Source organism: Pseudomonas fluorescens, assembly GCF_019212185.1.
GTDB lineage: Bacteria > Pseudomonadota > Gammaproteobacteria > Pseudomonadales > Pseudomonadaceae > Aquipseudomonas.
Genome location: NZ_CP078138.1, coordinates 146,043 through 162,076 on the forward strand (window position 1 = coordinate 146,043; position 16,034 = coordinate 162,076).

General features: G+C 57.8%; 17 protein-coding genes. 1 reads left to right on the top strand and 16 read right to left on the bottom strand.

The genetic code is table 11. The features are described from left to right. Positions 1–12: 12 nt before the first annotated feature. A complete protein-coding gene (locus KW062_RS00665) occupies positions 13–537 on the top strand; it encodes a DUF3833 domain-containing protein (RefSeq protein WP_027616719.1) in 525 nt (174 codons plus the stop codon). Position 538: 1 nt separating this feature from the next. Here KW062_RS00665 and KW062_RS00670 read toward each other — a convergent pair whose 3' ends face one another. From KW062_RS00670 to atpE, 16 genes are all read right to left on the bottom strand, one after another. After that, complete coding sequence (locus KW062_RS00670; protein WP_256350868.1) at positions 539–1,021, bottom strand: DUF2878 domain-containing protein; 483 nt, start codon at positions 1,019–1,021, stop codon at positions 539–541. 17 nt (positions 1,022–1,038) lie between these two features. Continuing rightward, positions 1,039–2,307, bottom strand: coding sequence for an SAM-dependent methyltransferase (locus KW062_RS00675; protein ID WP_027616717.1), 1,269 nt, complete (start codon positions 2,305–2,307; stop codon positions 1,039–1,041). Continuing rightward, the gene (locus tag KW062_RS00680; RefSeq protein ID WP_027616716.1) at positions 2,294–3,085 is read right to left on the bottom strand and encodes a DUF1365 domain-containing protein; all 792 of its coding nucleotides are present in this window, start codon (positions 3,083–3,085) and stop codon (positions 2,294–2,296) included. The genes KW062_RS00675 and KW062_RS00680 overlap by 14 nt, the downstream gene beginning before the upstream one ends. Next, the gene (locus tag KW062_RS00685; protein WP_105753530.1) at positions 3,082–4,329 is read right to left on the bottom strand and encodes an NAD(P)/FAD-dependent oxidoreductase; all 1,248 of its coding nucleotides are present in this window, start codon (positions 4,327–4,329) and stop codon (positions 3,082–3,084) included. The genes KW062_RS00680 and KW062_RS00685 overlap by 4 nt, the downstream gene beginning before the upstream one ends. Beyond that, on the bottom strand, positions 4,326–5,087 hold the full coding sequence (locus KW062_RS00690) for an SDR family NAD(P)-dependent oxidoreductase (protein ID WP_105753529.1): 762 nt from the start codon (positions 5,085–5,087) through the stop codon (positions 4,326–4,328). Before KW062_RS00690 ends, KW062_RS00685 begins: the two co-directional genes overlap by 4 nt. Next, a complete protein-coding gene (locus KW062_RS00695) occupies positions 5,084–5,506 on the bottom strand; it encodes a nuclear transport factor 2 family protein (protein WP_027616713.1) in 423 nt (140 codons plus the stop codon). The genes KW062_RS00690 and KW062_RS00695 overlap by 4 nt, the downstream gene beginning before the upstream one ends. Positions 5,507–5,994: 488 nt before the next feature. Then, complete coding sequence (gene glmS, locus KW062_RS00700; protein ID WP_105753528.1) at positions 5,995–7,827, bottom strand: glutamine--fructose-6-phosphate transaminase (isomerizing); 1,833 nt, start codon at positions 7,825–7,827, stop codon at positions 5,995–5,997. 1 nt (position 7,828) lies between these two features. Then, positions 7,829–8,605 (bottom strand): DeoR/GlpR family DNA-binding transcription regulator, encoded by a 777-nt coding sequence (locus KW062_RS00705; protein WP_027616711.1) that lies wholly within the window; start codon positions 8,603–8,605, stop codon positions 7,829–7,831. Between the two features lie 179 nt (positions 8,606–8,784). Beyond that, complete coding sequence (glmU, locus tag KW062_RS00710; RefSeq protein WP_105753527.1) at positions 8,785–10,152, bottom strand: bifunctional UDP-N-acetylglucosamine diphosphorylase/glucosamine-1-phosphate N-acetyltransferase GlmU; 1,368 nt, start codon at positions 10,150–10,152, stop codon at positions 8,785–8,787. Between the two features lie 125 nt (positions 10,153–10,277). Beyond that, the gene (locus KW062_RS00715; RefSeq protein ID WP_371321463.1) at positions 10,278–10,688 is read right to left on the bottom strand and encodes a F0F1 ATP synthase subunit epsilon; all 411 of its coding nucleotides are present in this window, start codon (positions 10,686–10,688) and stop codon (positions 10,278–10,280) included. 53 nt (positions 10,689–10,741) lie between these two features. Continuing rightward, entirely contained in the window at positions 10,742–12,121 is a 1,380-nt protein-coding gene (gene atpD / locus KW062_RS00720) for a F0F1 ATP synthase subunit beta (protein ID WP_027616708.1), read from the bottom strand. 27 nt (positions 12,122–12,148) lie between these two features. Continuing rightward, positions 12,149–13,009 (bottom strand): F0F1 ATP synthase subunit gamma, encoded by an 861-nt coding sequence (gene atpG, locus KW062_RS00725; RefSeq protein ID WP_027616707.1) that lies wholly within the window; start codon positions 13,007–13,009, stop codon positions 12,149–12,151. Between the two features lie 50 nt (positions 13,010–13,059). Next, positions 13,060–14,604 (bottom strand): F0F1 ATP synthase subunit alpha, encoded by a 1,545-nt coding sequence (atpA, locus tag KW062_RS00730; protein WP_027616706.1) that lies wholly within the window; start codon positions 14,602–14,604, stop codon positions 13,060–13,062. 21 nt (positions 14,605–14,625) lie between these two features. After that, positions 14,626–15,162, bottom strand: coding sequence for a F0F1 ATP synthase subunit delta (locus tag KW062_RS00735; RefSeq protein WP_027616705.1), 537 nt, complete (start codon positions 15,160–15,162; stop codon positions 14,626–14,628). Positions 15,163–15,174: 12 nt separating this feature from the next. Then, complete coding sequence (locus tag KW062_RS00740) at positions 15,175–15,645, bottom strand: F0F1 ATP synthase subunit B (RefSeq protein ID WP_027616704.1); 471 nt, start codon at positions 15,643–15,645, stop codon at positions 15,175–15,177. Positions 15,646–15,703: 58 nt separating this feature from the next. Continuing rightward, a complete protein-coding gene (gene atpE / locus KW062_RS00745) occupies positions 15,704–15,961 on the bottom strand; it encodes a F0F1 ATP synthase subunit C (protein ID WP_003097235.1) in 258 nt (85 codons plus the stop codon). Between the last annotated feature and the right edge of the window lie 73 nt (positions 15,962–16,034).

The following is a 16,034-nucleotide window of genomic DNA, read 5'->3' on the forward strand; positions in this document are numbered from 1 at the left end:
GAGGAAATGCACATGTTGAAGATAGGAATAATGCTGCTTTGCATTGGTCTTGCAAGTTGCAGTCGGGTGGATGTGCACACCTACAGCCAAGAGACACCCACGCTTGAGTTGCGCAAATTCTTCGAGGGCCGCGTCATAGCCTGGGGTATGTTTCAAAAGCGTTCAGGTGAGGTCACCAAGCGCTTCCACGTGGAGATCAATGGCCACTCCGAAGGTGACAGGCTGATCCTCGACGAGTCATTTACTTACAGCGACGGTACTCAGCAAAAACGGGTGTGGACGCTCACCCCGGTTGGTTCCAGTCAATGGCGCGGAACCGCTGGCGATGTGGTGGGTGAGGCGCGTGGTGAGATAGCGGGCAATACACTGCGCTGGAAATATGTGTTGAGCCTACCGGTGGATGGCAAGGAGTATCAGGTCGACTTAGACGACTGGATGTACCTGATGGACAAGAACACGATGATCAATCGCTCGTTCATGACCAAGTTCGGGGTGGAGGTCGGCCAGATCACCTTGTTCTTTCGCAAGCAGTCTTGAGTCACCGCGCAGGCTGTTCGGCGATACGGTGCAGTGCCGGCATTAATATCGTCCATATCAATGCGAGTAGCAGCATGCTGGGCCAGGTACCGAGCGGCAGGCCCACGCCTGCCAACTGGGCGCCCCCCCAATAGGAGAGAGGCCCGCCAAAGGCTCCTAGTAGACTTCCCATCCACCAAGGTCGCTTTGTCCAGCTCAGACTGTGACGCAAAGTGCTGGCGAAAAGCAGCCAAAGTATTGCCAGCCAGAGCGGCAGAACCCAAGTGGCGCCGGAAAAGTCGAACAACCCGACATGAAAAAGCGCACTGTCCAGCACCCAACCGCAGGCGGCTACCCGTAACAGACTGCGCCACTCATCAGGGTCGTTGGCAATCCAAAGCAGGTGTATGGCCAGGCAGGCAATTGCAATCAGCAATAGCCACGACCGTTGCGCACCCAACACGCAGGCGAACCAGCCGAGTTGGAAAAGCCCGGCGTTGAGCAACAACCGGCCCCGTCTGCTCACGCCTTGAGCCCGAAGGGCTGCGGCCGCGCCCCGGGTTTGGCGAGCAATAGATGCGCGGTACCGATGCTTCGCTCAAGGAAGCCGCCTTCGCAGTAGCACAGGTAGAACTCCCAGAGGCGATAGAACGTCTGATCGTAGCCCAGTGCTTCCAGGTTGTGCCGGCTGCGCCGCAAGTTATCGTGCCACAGGCGAAGCGTGCGTGCGTAGTGAAGGCCGAAGTCCTCCATGTGGTGAAGGTTCAGGTCAGTGTCGCGACTGATGGTGTGCAGCATCGCGCTCACCGAAGGCAAGGCACCGCCCGGGAAAATGTAGCGCTGGATGAAGTCGACCGTTTTTTTCGCCTGCTCATAACGCTGGTCCCGAATGGTGATGGCCTGCAAAAGCATAAGACCGTGTTCTTTGAGCAGATGGGCGCATTGTTTGAAGTAAGTGGGTAGGAAGCGGTGTCCGACGGCCTCTATCATCTCGATCGAAACGAGCTTGTCGTATTTGCCCGTCAGGTCACGATAGTCCTGCAACAGAAGGGTAATGCGGTCTTGCAGGCACTGTTCCTCAATTCGGCGCTGGGTGTATGCAAATTGCTCCCGCGACAGCGTGGTTGTCGTGACCTTGCAGCCGTAGTGGGTGGCTGCATACAGCGCCATACTCCCCCAGCCAGTACCGATCTCCAGCAGGTGGTCACTGGGTTTGAGATCGAGCTTTTGGCAGATGCGCTCCAACTTATGCAGTTGAGCCTGTTCGAGGCTGTCGCTGCTGGAGCGGAACATGGCTGAGGAATACATCATGGTGGGGTCCAGCAGTTGTTCAAACAGCGCGTTGCCCAGGTCGTAGTGCGCTGAAATGTTGCGCTGCGAGCCTTGACGCGTATTGCGGTTGAGCCAGTGCAGGGCTTTAGCCAGTGGCCGGCGCATACGTGCCAGGCCTCGCTCCATTCCATCCAGCACATCGAGGTTGGCAACGAAAATGCGGACCACCGCAGTCAGATCGGGACTACTCCAGTAGCCTTGGATATAGGCCTCACCAGCGCCAATTGAGCCATTCGCCGCGACCATCGGCCAGAGCGCCGCATTAAGCACTTCGATCTCGCCATGCAGCCCATCGCCTGGCTGGCCGAAGCTCAAGGGCTCACCGTCGACAATGACCACCAAGTGTCCGTAGCGCAGCTTTGCCAACTGACGTACAACCAATTTCTTTAACAGGCGGGCGCCTACTCCGTTGGCCGCAGAGCCACAGGTGCGGATGGGGTTCAGGCTAGGGTTTGTCATGGCGAGACTCCAGATTCGCAGTGCGGTATTCGCCGCTGGCGGCTCCATGGGAAAACAGTGGCAGACGCTTGAGCAGCAAGCGCAGGGCCTGCCAGTAAATGCCGAGCAGGGTCTTGCCCGTCATCCAGGGGAAGTCCAGCAGGTGGCGGTGCAGGCTTTGGCGCGTCAGTTCGATGCGCTCCAGGCCCAGACCCGCTTCAAAGATCTTTTGTTCGCCCTGCCAGTCCTGCATGGTGACGTGCAGCTGTTGGTCGGGAGCAGAGAAACGCATTCGGTACTCCAGATCGCGAGGCAGGAAGGGCGAGACGTGAAAGCTCTTGGCCACCCTATGGCATGACTCACCCGTCGCGTGGGTCGGCAATACGTAGTGGTAACGCTCTCGCCAAGGGGTGTTGCTGACTTCGCAGAGGATGGCGGCCAGACTGCCGTCGGATTCGAAGCAATAAAACAGACTGATCGGATTAAAGGACAGCCCCCAACTGCGCGGCTGGGTGAGCAGGCAGATCCGTCCCTGCGGAGCATGGCCAAGGGCCTGCTCCACGCGCTGACGTACGGCATCGCTCAGCGTTATGCCCTGGCGGGTGAAAAGCGGCAGGTAGTCCGTCTCGCGGAAGGCGAAGGCGGCCCAGCGCGAATGTCCGGCGAGCCACGATAGGCCCAGCACCTGGGATTGCTCCGCAAGATCCAGGTAGAGCATACCCATGCGGTAGCGAAACCCATGAACGCGCGGCAGCAACCGGCGGTGGCTGACCCAGCCGCGGTATAGCGCGCTGTTCACAGGTGTTCTCCGAAAGCAGCCGCCACGCGCAAGGCGCTCACCACACCATCTTCGTGGAAGCCGTTGGCCCAGTAGGCGCCGCAGTAGTAGCTGTTTTGAGCACCCTGTAAATCTTGCCAGCGCGCCTGTGCGAGCAGTCCTGCCTGGCTATATTGCGGATGGGCGTAGCGAAAGCGGTTGAGGATTTTGTCCGGGTCAATGTCCTCGGTCTGGTTCAGGCTAACGCAGAAGGTGGTTTCACTCTGGAGCCCTTGCAAGATATTCATGTTGTAGGTGACAGCGGCCGGTTGCCGGGCTGAGCCGCCGAGGCGGTAATTCCAGCTTGCCCAAGCCAGGCGACGGTTCGGCAGCAGACGAGTGTCGCTGTGCAGCACCACGTCGTTCTCGGCGTAACTCAGTGCACCGAGTATCTCCCGCTCGGCTTGGCTGGGAGCCGCCAGCAGGCTTAATGCCTGGTCGCTGTGGCAGGCGAAAACCACGGTGTCAAAGCGCTCGATGCCGGCGCCGCTGTGCAGGTTCACTCCAGCGATGTCACGTTCTACCCGATACACCGGGCAATTGAGGCGGATGTGCTCGATAAAGCCGGCGCTCAACGCGGCTACATAACTGCGCGAGCCACCGCTGACCACCCGCCACTGTGGCCGCTGGGTGACCGACAGCAGCCCGTGGTTTTTACAGAAGCGCACGAAGAACAGAAGCGGAAAACGATGCATGTCGCCCAGTGACATCGACCAGATCGCCGAGCCCATCGGGACGATGTAATGCTCGATAAAACGCTGACCGTAGCCGTTTTGCCGCAGGTAGGCCCCGAGGGTGGTATCGGCGGCTATGCGTTGTTCCTCCAGGTCACGCAATGCTTCGCGGTTGAAGCGCAAGATGTCGTGCAACATGCCCCAGAAACCGGGCGAGAGCAGGTTGCGACGCTGGGCAAAAAGGCCGTTGAGGTTTTTGCCGTTATATTCAGTGCCAGTGTGCGGATCCTGAACCGAGAAACTCATCTCGGTGGGTTGCGAGGTCACGCCCAGTTGATCCAGTAGTCGGATAAAGTTGGGATAGGTCCAGTCATTGAAGACGATGAAACCTGTATCGATGGCAAAACGTTCACCCTTTACTTCAACGTCAACAGTATGGGTATGGCCGCCAATCCAGTCACTCGACTCGAATACGGTGACATCGTGCTGACGGTTGAGCAGGTAGGCGCAGGTCAGCCCGGAGATACCGCTACCGATGATGGCTACTTTCATGAAGATTCTTCCGTGACGGGACGCGCCATGAGTTTGCCCAGTGCCAGTTGCAGACGTTGAGGCAATACAGCTAATAGACGGAGTGCGGCGATGAATGCCCCGGGAAAGGCGATCTCTAACGGTCGTCGTTCCAGTCGGGTTGTTATGTAAGCGGCAGCCTTGCTCACGGGCCAACGCATCGGCATCGGAAAATCGTTCTGTTGCGTGAGCGGCGTATCGACGAAGCCCGGGCTGACGAGGGTGACGTCGATGCCCTCGTGTGCCACGTCGATACGCAGCGATTGAAACAGGTAACGCATAGCCGCTTTGGAGGCGCCATACGCTCCGGCCCGAGGCAATGGCAGGTAAGTGACCGAGCTACATACCGCCACCAAGTGCGGTTTCTGCGCCTTGCGCAACAGCGGTAGGGCTGCTTCCACGCAGTAGGCCGCAGAAAACAAATTGGCCCGCATCACCCGTTCAACCATATTGGCTTCGAAGGCGCTGACGTCCAGGTACTCGCAGGTCCCAGCGTTCAGGATGGCTTGGTCCAGGTGGCCCCAAACGTGCTCAATTCGCTCGCCCATGGCTCGAACTTCGCACGGATCGGTAAGGTCGCCTGGCAGCAGAAGTACCTGTTGTGGGTACTCCGCGTGTAATTTTTCCAGGGCTTGTACATTGCGCGCGCTGACGGCCAGAAAATGGCCTTGGGTCAGAAGAATGTCCGCCATTGCAGCGCCGATGCCGCTGCTGGCGCCAGTGAGCCAGATGCGTTTCATGCCAGCCTCCTTTTCAACCAGCCAATGGCGGTCCCCATCAACGGCAGGTGCTCATAGAGCAGAGCGCCGGCATCGAAGTAATCACGATGCTGGTACACCTTCTCGTGCCACAGCAGATACGAGCAGCCATCGACCTCTATCAGTTGGCCACGGCGCAGGCGAGGATGGTGATAGTGCAGGGTCCAACGTAGGTAACCGGCATGGTCTTGCACCTGGTCGTAGCCGTGAAACCTGAAACCCAGATTGCTGACGTTGGCGTAGAGCTCTGTGAAATAGTCTTGCAGTGCTGTCAGGCCCTGGATCTCATGAAGCGGATCACTGAAGTGCACATCGTGACTGTACAGCTCCTGGAGTTTGTGCAAATTACTGGCGTCCAGCGCTGCGAAGTCGTGGGCGAAGCGTCGCAGGAAGTCAGACATATTGCGTCTCCAGTGTAGGCAGGTCTTGGACAAGTTCAGCGGCCGCTGGTGCCTGTGGTGGCGACCATTGCCCACACCGGTTCTTGTACAATCTGATGGGTCTTGTACAGCTTTTTAAGAATAAGACGAATACTGTACAAGTCAAATTTCCTGTACAACTATTTCTACGATTTGTTGAGCCACAAGTGCTCACACCTACCGCATCGGCGCCGAGAAGGTGTGGCAGGAAATTTCCGAAACACTTCCTCGGAAGAACGTTTTCCTTTAATGAAAAGAGTTCGCTCCACAAAGGAACGCACAGTTTCCTCTGGCTGAATCGTCAGGATGATTTTGGGCTTTCAAACGTTGAGCTTCGCCCAGAGTAGGGAGGAGCGGAGGGAAGCGTCGCTGGACACCGAACCGGGGGCGTCGGTGCCAGCGACAGACTTTATTTATTTCCGACAGACTTTATTTCGTAGCTTCACAGCGGCCGCGATTCTGTGGATAACTTATTCCACCGTCACCGACTTCGCCAGGTTGCGCGGCTGGTCGACGTCGGTGCCCTTGAGCACGGCGACGTAGTACGAGAGCAACTGCAGCGGGATGGTGTAGAGGATCGGCGACAGGATGTCGTGAATGTGCGGCATGTTCACCACGTGCGTGCCTTCGCCGTTGCTCATGCCAGCCTTTTCGTCAGCAAAGACGATCAGTTGGCCGCCACGGGCGCGCACTTCCTGCAGGTTGGATTTGAGCTTTTCCAGCAGTTCGTTGTTCGGCGCTACAGTGACGACCGGCATGTCATTGTCGACCAGAGCCAGTGGGCCGTGTTTCAACTCGCCCGCTGGGTAGGCTTCAGCGTGAATATAGGAAATTTCCTTGAGCTTGAGCGCCCCTTCCATCGCCACCGGGAACTGTGCACCACGGCCGAGGAACAGAGTGTGATGCTTTTCGGCGAACAGCTCGGCGACTTTCTCCACCGTGCTGTCCATCGCCAGGGCTTCGCCAAGGCGGGTCGGCAAGCGACGCAGCTCTTCGACCAATTCGGCTTCCACACCTTTGCCGAGAGTGCCGCGCACCTGGCCCAAGGACAGGGTCAGGAGCAGCAGGCCGACCAACTGGGTGGTGAAGGCTTTGGTCGACGCTACGCCGATTTCACGACCGGCCTGGGTCAGCAGGGTCAGGTCGGATTCGCGCACCAGCGAGCTGATGCCGACGTTGCAGATCGCCAGGCTGGCGAGGAAGCCCAGTTCCTTGGCGTTGCGCAGCGCAGCCAGGGTGTCGGCGGTTTCGCCGGACTGGGAAATGGTCACGAACAGCGAGTCCGGTTGCACCACGACCTTGCGGTAGCGAAACTCACTGGCGACTTCGACTTGGCACGGAATACCAGCCAGTTCTTCTAGCCAGTAACGGGCCACCATCCCGGCGTGATAGCTGGTGCCACAGGCGACGATCTGCACATTGCGGACCTTGGCGAACAGCTCGGCCGCTTGTGGACCGAAGGCTTGCACCAGCACTTGGTTCTGGCTCAAGCGACCTTCCAGGGTGCGTTGCACCACGGACGGCTGTTCGTGGATTTCCTTGAGCATGAAGTGGCGGTACTCGCCCTTCTCGGCCGACTCGGCGCTGTCGCGGTACTGCACGGTTTCGCGCTCGACGGCCTTGCCGTCGACATCCCAGATCTGCACGCTTTCACGGCGGATTTCGGCGATATCGCCTTCTTCGAGGTACATGAAGCGGTCGGTCACCTGGCGCAGGGCCAGTTGGTCGGAAGCGAGGAAGTTCTCGCCCAGGCCGAGGCCGATCACCAGCGGGCTGCCACTACGGGCGGCCACCAGGCGATCCGGCTGTTTGGCGTTGATCACCGCCAGACCGTAGGCGCCGTGCAGTTCCTTGACGGTGGCCTTGAGGGCGACGGTCAGGTCCGGCTGCTCCTTGAGTTTGTGGTTGAGCAGGTGGGCGATAACTTCGGTATCGGTGTCCGAGGTGAACTCATAGCCCAAAGCCTTGAGCTCTGCGCGCAAGACTTCGTGGTTTTCGATGATGCCATTGTGTACGACCGCCAGATCACCGGAGAAATGCGGGTGGGCGTTACGCTCGCAGGGTGCACCATGGGTGGCCCAACGGGTATGGGCGATACCCAGACGGCCCACCAGTGGCGCGGCTTCCAGGGCCGACTCCAGCTCGCTGACCTTGCCCGGGCGACGCATACGCTGCAACGAATTGTCTTGGGTGTACACCGCCACACCGGCACTGTCGTAGCCGCGGTATTCGAGGCGCTTGAGGCCCTCGAGCAAAATCGCGGTGATGCTACGTTCGGCGACTGCGCCAACAATTCCACACATGTTATTTCTCCTGGCTGACGGCCGCGCAAATCAAATGAATGCCGCGGGCCCGAATCTGATCGCGCGCGTCATCAGGCAGGCGATCATCGGTAATTAGGGTATGGACACTGCTCCAGGGCAGTTCCAGGTTGGGAATCTTGCGGCCGATCTTGTCGGATTCGACCATCACGATCACTTCACGGGCCACTTCGGCCATGACCCGGCTGAGACCCAGCAGTTCGTTGAAGGTCGTGGTGCCGCGGACCAGGTCGATGCCATCGGCACCAATGAACAACTGGTCGAAATCGTAAGAGCGTAGTACCTGCTCGGCGACTTGCCCCTGGAACGACTCGGAATGCGGGTCCCAGGTGCCGCCGGTCATCAACAGCACGGGCTCATGCTCAAGCTCGCTCAAGGCATTGGCGACGTGCAGGGAATTGGTCATGACCACCAAACCCGGCTGCAGGCCAAGCTGGGGAATCATGGCGGCGGTGGTGCTGCCGCTATCGATGATGATACGAGCGTGCTCACGAATCCGCGTGACGGCGGCGCGAGCGATGGCTTGTTTGTGCTGGGAAACGGTTTGGCCCGGCTCACTGACCAGTTCATGGGGCATGGTGATCGCGCCACCATAACGGCGCAGTAGCAGGCCATGGCTTTCAAGTGCGGCCAGATCCTTGCGGATCGTCACCTCCGAGGTCTCAAAGCGCTTGGCCAATTCATCCACACTGACTTCACCCTGCTCGGCGAGCAAGGCAAGGATGTTGTGGCGACGCTGAGGGGTGTTGCGCTTCGACATGCTGACAAGTTTCGTTTCGAAAGATAACGAAAGCAATCAAAACCTATCAGAGGAAATTCGTCAAGCGGACAGGAGAAAAAATCCCTGTGGATAAAAAGACTTGTGGGCAAGTCGTTGTAGATGCGACTTGCCCACAAATGAGCGCTATCAGCTTGTGTATAACTGCTGATGGGGATAACTCAGGGCTTTTTGACTTTTTCCGGACGCTTCCAGCCATCAATGTTTTTCTGGCGCGCGCGGCCCACCGCCAACTGGGACTTATCCACATTGGAAGTGATGGTCGAGCCGGCCGCAGTGGTTGCACCACTGGCGATATCCACAGGCGCCACCAAGGAATTATTGGAACCTATGAACACGTCCTCACCCAAGGTGGTCTTCCACTTGTTCACACCATCGTAATTGCAGGTGATGGTGCCGGCACCAATGTTGGTCCGCGCGCCAATTTCGGCGTCGCCCAGGTACGCCAAATGACCAGCCTTGGCACCTTCGCCCATATGCGCATTCTTCAGTTCAACGAAGTTACCCACATGGGCCCGGGCCTCCAATACAGTGCCTGGACGCAAACGGGCGAATGGGCCGGCATCACTGCCCTCACCCAGTACAGCACCTTCGATATGGCTGTTGGCCTTGATCACCACACCTTTGCGCAGGGTGCTGTCCTTGATCACGCAGTTCGGGCCGATCACCACGTCGTCCTCGATCACCACCCGGCCTTCAAGAATGACGTTGATGTCGATGAGTACATCGCGCCCTACCGTCACTTCACCGCGCACATCGAAACGGGCCGGATCACGCAGAGTTACGCCTTGGGCCATCAGACGACGACTGGCGCGCAGCTGGTAATGACGCTCCAGTTCGGCGAGTTGTTTGCGGTCGTTGGCGCCCTGCACTTCCATGGCGTCATGGGGTTGCTCGGTGGCCACCACCAGGCCATCGCTGACCGCCATCGCGATCACGTCAGTGAGGTAGTACTCGCCCTGGGCATTGTTGTTCGACAGTCGGCCCATCCACTCACCCAATCGCTCGAATGGCAGCGCGAGGATTCCGGTGTTGCCTTCGGTGATTGCCCGCTCGGTTTCGTTGGCGTCTTTCTGCTCGACAATCGCCGCTACTTTGCCCGATGCATCGCGCACGATACGACCGTATCCCGTTGGATCGTCCAGCTCGACGGTCAGCAGACCCAACTGTTGTGGCGTGACCTGAGTGAGCAGGCGCTGCAGGGTCTCGACTTCAATCAGCGGCACATCGCCGTAAAGAATCAGCACGGTATCGGCAGTGATGAACGGTACTGCTTGGGCTACAGCGTGACCGGTACCCAGTTGTTTGTCCTGCAGGACGAAATTCAGATCGTCCGCCGCCAGGCGCTCGCGTACCGCGTCAGCACCATGACCGATGACCACGTGGATACGCTGTGGCTGAAGCTGACGGGCGCTGTGGATAACATGCCCCAGCATCGAATTGCCTGCGACCGGGTGGAGTACTTTCGGCAGGGCCGAACGCATACGAGTACCTTGACCCGCTGCGAGGATAACGATTTCTAGCGACATGACTGGCTACCAATCCTGGGTGGTCAGCGGCTGCGACCAAGAGATGAATATCTGAAAAAGAAAAAGGGTAGCCGAGGCTACCCTTTTTAATCAATCACGCAGTCGTTGCAACGGCTAATGCCGTCTTACTTCTTGCGGATCTGCTGGAGAGTACGCAACTGAGCTGCGGCCTCGGCCAGACGTGCTGCGGCGGCACCGTAATCGAACTCGGCGCCTTTTTCGTGCAGAGCCTTCTCGGCAGCCTGGACGGCTTCCTGAGCGGAGGCTTCATCCAGGTCGGCAGCACGTTGCACGGTGTCGGCAAGTACCTTGACCATGTTCGGCTGAACCTCGAGGAAACCACCGGAGATGTAAAACACCTCGGCTTCCCCGCCCTGCTTGATCAGGCGGATCGGGCCCGGTTTCAGATTAGTGATCAGCGGCGCGTGACCCAGGGCGATACCAAGATCACCCAGTGCACCGTGCGCAATCACCATCTCGACCAGACCGGAAAAGATTTCCCCTTCCGCGCTGACGATGTCGCAATGGACTGTCATATTAGCCATCTGATTGCCTCAACCTGATTAGCGCCCGTTTCCGGGCGCCGGAATTACAGTTTCTTGGCTTTCTCGATCGCTTCTTCGATGCCGCCTACCATGTAGAACGCTTGTTCTGGCAGGTGGTCGTAGTCACCGTTGAGGATGCCTTTGAAGCCAGCAATGGTGTCTTTCAGGGAAACGTATTTACCCGAAGCACCGGTGAAGACTTCAGCCACGAAGAACGGCTGCGACAAGAAACGCTGGATCTTACGAGCACGGTTTACCAACTGCTTGTCGGCTTCCGACAGCTCGTCCATACCCAGGATCGCGATGATGTCCTTCAGTTCTTTGTAGCGCTGCAGCACGTACTGAACACCGCGAGCGGTATCGTAGTGGTCGTTGCCGATCACGTTCGGATCCAGCTGACGCGAAGTCGAGTCCAGTGGGTCTACCGCTGGGTAGATACCCAGGGAAGCGATGTCACGGGACAGAACGACGGTGGCGTCCAAGTGGGCGAAGGTGGTCGCTGGCGACGGGTCGGTCAAGTCGTCCGCAGGTACGTATACCGCTTGGATCGAAGTGATCGAACCTTCTTTGGTCGAAGTGATACGTTCTTGCAGAACGCCCATCTCTTCAGCCAGGGTCGGCTGGTAACCTACTGCCGAAGGCATACGGCCCAGCAGTGCGGATACTTCAGTACCGGCCAGGGTGTAACGATAGATGTTGTCGACGAACAGCAGTACGTCGTTACCTTCGTCACGGAACTTCTCGGCCATGGTCAGGCCAGTCAGTGCTACGCGCAGACGGTTTCCCGGCGGCTCGTTCATCTGACCGTAAACCAGTGCCACTTTGTCCAGAACGTTGGAATCCTTCATCTCGTGGTAGAAGTCGTTACCCTCACGAGTACGCTCACCCACACCGGCGAACACGGAATAACCGCTGTGCTCGATGGCGATGTTACGGATCAGTTCCATCATGTTTACGGTTTTGCCTACACCGGCACCACCGAACAGACCAACTTTACCACCCTTGGCGAACGGGCAAACCAGGTCGATAACCTTGATGCCGGTTTCCAGCAGGTCATTGCCGCCCGCTTGTTCAGCGAACGAAGGCGCTGCACGGTGGATGCCCCAACGCTCGTCGGTGTCGATCGGACCCGCTTCGTCGATCGGGTTGCCCAGTACGTCCATGATCCGGCCCAGGGTCGCTTTACCGACCGGTACGGAGATGGCTGCGCCAGAATCGGTAACTTCCAGACCGCGCTTCAAGCCCTCGGTGGAACCCATCGCAATGGTGCGAACCACGCCGTCGCCCAGCTGCTGCTGAACTTCCAGGGTGGTTTCAGCCGCGCTCACTACTTTCAGCGCGTTGTAGATGCTCGGTACGCTATCGCGTGGAAATTCCACGTCGATAACGGCGCCGATGATTTGAACGATACGTCCGCTACTCATAGCTGGATCCTCTGAATATTTGAACCGTTAAACCGCGGCAGCGCCGCCGACGATTTCCGAGATCTCTTGGGTGATCGCAGCCTGACGCGCCTTGTTGTAGACCAGCTGCAATTCGCTGATCAAATCACCGGCGTTGTCGGTAGCGTTCTTCATCGCGATCATCCGCGCTGCTTGTTCAGCTGCGTTGTTCTCGACCACCGCCTGGTAGACCTGCGACTCGACGTAACGGACCATCAAGCCGTCGAGCAGCTCCTTGGCATCCGGTTCGTAGAGATAGTCCCAGTGGTGCTTGAGTTCCTGATCCGGGGTTGCCACCAGTGGAATCAACTGCTCCACGGTAGGCGTTTGCGTCATGGTGTTGATGAACTTGTTGGAGACTACGGACAGGCGGTCAATACGGCCGTCCAGATAGGCATCCAGCATCACCTTGACGCTGCCGATCAGATCATTGATCGACGGCTCTTCACCCAGGTGGCTGATAGCTGCTACGACGTTACCGCCGAAGTTGCGGAAGAAAGCCGCACCCTTGCTACCAACAACACACAGATCGATCTCGACGCCGTTTTCACGGTTTACCGCCATGTCCTTGACCAGGGCCTTGAACAGGTTGGTGTTCAAGCCACCACACAGACCACGGTCACTGCTCACCACAACATAACCAACGCGCTTAACTTCACGGTCGATCATGAATGGGTGGCGATATTCCGGGTTGGCGTTGGCCAGATGACCAATAACCTGGCGGATGCGCTCCGCGTAGGGACGGCTAGCAGCCATGCGCATTTGTGCCTTGCGCATTTTGCTGACCGCCACTTTTTCCATGGCGCTGGTAATTTTTTGCGTGCTTTTGATGCTCGCAATCTTACTGCGAATCTCTTTTGCGCCTGCCATGTAACACCTATCAGGTTAGCAAGCGGGAGCCTCGCGGCCCCCGCTGCGGCTTACCAGGTTTGGGTGGCCTTGAACTTCTCGATACCGGCTTTGAGGCCAGCGTCGATTTCGTCATTGAAGTCACCCTTCACGTTGATCTTCGCCATCAAATCGGCGTGATCGCGGTTGAAGTAAGCAATCAGCGCTTGCTCGAAGCTGCCGACTTTGGCGTTTTCAACGTCAGTCAGGAACCCACGCTCAGCGGCATACAGCGACAGCGACATGTCGGCGATCGACATTGGCGCGTATTGCTTCTGCTTCATCAGCTCGGTTACGCGCTGGCCATGCTCAAGTTGCTTACGGGTCGCTTCGTCCAGGTCAGAAGCGAACTGGGCGAATGCCGCCAGTTCACGGTACTGAGCCAGAGCGGTACGGATACCACCGGACAGCTTCTTGATGATCTTGGTCTGAGCGGCACCACCCACACGGGATACCGAAACACCGGCGTTCACTGCAGGACGGATGCCCGAGTTGAACATGGCCGATTCCAGGAAGATCTGACCGTCGGTGATGGAAATCACGTTGGTCGGAACGAACGCGGAAACGTCGCCAGCCTGGGTTTCGATGATCGGCAGTGCGGTCAGGGAACCGGTTTTGCCGGTCACTGCGCCGTTGGTGAACTTCTCTACGTACTCTTCCGAAACGCGGGATGCGCGCTCCAGCAGACGGGAGTGGAGATAGAACACGTCGCCTGGGTAAGCTTCACGGCCTGGTGGACGGCGCAGCAGCAGGGAAATCTGGCGGTAAGCCACTGCTTGCTTGGACAGATCGTCATAAACGATCAGCGCGTCTTCACCGCGGTCGCGGAAGTATTCGCCCATGGTGCAACCGGAGTACGGTGCCAGGTATTGCAGTGCAGGAGATTCCGAAGCACTGGCAGCCACGATGATCGTGTTGGCCAGGGCGCCGTTTTCTTCCAGCTTGCGAACAACGTTGGCGATGGTCGATTGTTTCTGACCGATTGCTACGTATACGCAGAAAATGCCGCTGTTCTTCTGGTTGATGATCGCGTCGATCGCCAGAGCGGTTTTACCGATCTGACGGTCACCGATGATCAGCTCACGCTGGCCACGGCCGACAGGGATCATGGCATCGACAGCCTTGTAGCCAGTCTGTACAGGCTGGTCTACCGACTTACGCCAGATCACGCCTGGAGCAACTTTCTCGACCGCGTCGGTCTCGGTGTTGCCCAGTGGACCTTTACCGTCAACTGGGTTACCCAGTGCGTCGACTACGCGACCCAGCAGTTCCTTACCAACCGGAACTTCGAGGATGCGGCCAGTGCACTTGGCGCTCATGCCTTCGGCAAGAGACTGGTAAGCACCCAATACAACGGCACCTACGGAGTCTTGCTCCAGGTTGAGGGCCATACCGTAGACGCCGCCCGGAAACTCGATCATCTCGCCGTACATTACGTCGGCCAGACCGTGAATCCGCACGATACCGTCAGATACGCTGACGACAGTGCCTTCGTTACGGGCTTGGGAGGTCACATCGAGCTTGTCGATGCGGCCCTTGATAATTTCACTTATTTCGGAAGGATTGAGTTGCTGCATTGCTCTGCTGCCCCTTCAAACTCAAGATTTCAATGCTTCGGCAAGTTTCGCGATTTTGCCGCGAATCGAGCCATCGATAACCAGGTCGCCGGCGCGGATGACAACACCACCAATAAGGGAGCTGTCTTCCTCGACTTGCAGGCGCACTTCCCGGTTGAGTCGTGCACTGAGAACCTTGGCGAGTTTGTCTTGCTGTTCTTGGTTCAATGCAAAAGCACTGGTCACTTCTACGTCTACCGACTTCTCTTGTTCGGCCTTGTACAGGTCGAACAGAGCGGCAATCTCCGGCAACAGCGGGAGACGGTCGTTTTCGGCAACGACGTGGATGAAGTTCTGTACCTTTACATCAAACTTGTCGCCGCACACGTCAATAAACGTGGCGGCCTTTTCTGCGCTCGTCAGTCGCGGGGCCTTGAGCACGCGCAGCATGGTGTCGTCTTGCGACACCGCTGCTGCCAGGCCGAGCATGGCTGACCAATTGGCCAGTTGCTGGTGGGCCTGAGCGTGCTCGAAGGCCGCCTTAGCGTAAGGTCGGGCCAACGTGGTCAGTTCTGCCATGATCGCCCTCGCTTAGATTTCAGCAGCCAGTTGGTTAACCAGCTCTGCGTGCGCGTTTTGATCGATTGTGGCACCCAGGATCTTCGCAGCACCACCAACGGCCAGGCTACCCACTTGGGCACGCAGCGCGTCTTTGACACTGTTGATTTCCTGTTCGATCTCGGCCTGAGCCTGAGCCTTCACACGGTCAGCTTCGACGCGAGCCTGTTCACGGGCTTCGTCGACAATCTGAGAACCGCGCTTCTTGGCTTGCTCGATGATTTCAGCTGCCTGAGCTTTCGCTTCGCGCAGTTGTTGACCCGCTTTCTCTTGGGCCAACTCCAGGTCGCGAGCTGCTCGGCTGGCAGCGTCCAGTCCATCCGCGATCTTCTTTTGACGTTCACGCAGCGCCGTGATGACCGGAGGCCATACGAACTTCATGCAGAACAGTACAAAAATCAGGAACGCAACGGACTGGCCAATCAGGGTCGCATTAATGTTCACGCCAACACCTCGCAGTTACGTTGTCCATCACATCAAATTACTCGGAAGATCCGAGTAATTAGCCAGCGATCTGACCAACGAACGGGTTCGCAAAGGTGAAGAACAGAGCGATACCAACACCGATCATGGTTACGGCGTCAAGCAGACCGGCCACGATGAACATTTTAACTTGCAGCATTGGAACCATTTCTGGTTGACGCGCAGCGCCTTCCAGGAATTTGCCGCCCAACAGGCCGAAACCAATTGCGGTACCCAGTGCGCCCAGGCCGATCAACAGTGCAACAGCGATAGCGGTTAGACCAACTACAGTTTCCATCTTTCCTCCCGACTTTTACGTCGTATGGTTTAGGTTTTTTTAATTTAAAGCGGTAAAACAAATCGTTTCATCA

Coding starts and splice junctions, on each gene's coding strand:
- KW062_RS00665 (WP_027616719.1), top strand. CDS start 13: ATGTTGAAGATAGGAATAATGCTGCTTTGCATTGGTCTTGCAAGTTGC.
- KW062_RS00675 (WP_027616717.1), bottom strand. CDS start 2,307: ATGACAAACCCTAGCCTGAACCCCATCCGCACCTGTGGCTCTGCGGCC.
- KW062_RS00685 (WP_105753530.1), bottom strand. CDS start 4,329: ATGAAAGTAGCCATCATCGGTAGCGGTATCTCCGGGCTGACCTGCGCC.
- KW062_RS00690 (WP_105753529.1), bottom strand. CDS start 5,087: ATGAAACGCATCTGGCTCACTGGCGCCAGCAGCGGCATCGGCGCTGCA.
- KW062_RS00695 (WP_027616713.1), bottom strand. CDS start 5,506: ATGTCTGACTTCCTGCGACGCTTCGCCCACGACTTCGCAGCGCTGGAC.
- glmS (WP_105753528.1), bottom strand. CDS start 7,827: ATGTGTGGAATTGTTGGCGCAGTCGCCGAACGTAGCATCACCGCGATT.
- KW062_RS00705 (WP_027616711.1), bottom strand. CDS start 8,605: ATGTCGAAGCGCAACACCCCTCAGCGTCGCCACAACATCCTTGCCTTG.
- glmU (WP_105753527.1), bottom strand. CDS start 10,152: ATGTCGCTAGAAATCGTTATCCTCGCAGCGGGTCAAGGTACTCGTATG.
- KW062_RS00715 (WP_371321463.1), bottom strand. CDS start 10,688: ATGACAGTCCATTGCGACATCGTCAGCGCGGAAGGGGAAATCTTTTCC.
- atpD (WP_027616708.1), bottom strand. CDS start 12,121: ATGAGTAGCGGACGTATCGTTCAAATCATCGGCGCCGTTATCGACGTG.
- atpG (WP_027616707.1), bottom strand. CDS start 13,009: ATGGCAGGCGCAAAAGAGATTCGCAGTAAGATTGCGAGCATCAAAAGC.
- atpA (WP_027616706.1), bottom strand. CDS start 14,604: ATGCAGCAACTCAATCCTTCCGAAATAAGTGAAATTATCAAGGGCCGC.
- KW062_RS00735 (WP_027616705.1), bottom strand. CDS start 15,162: ATGGCAGAACTGACCACGTTGGCCCGACCTTACGCTAAGGCGGCCTTC.
- atpE (WP_003097235.1), bottom strand. CDS start 15,961: ATGGAAACTGTAGTTGGTCTAACCGCTATCGCTGTTGCACTGTTGATC.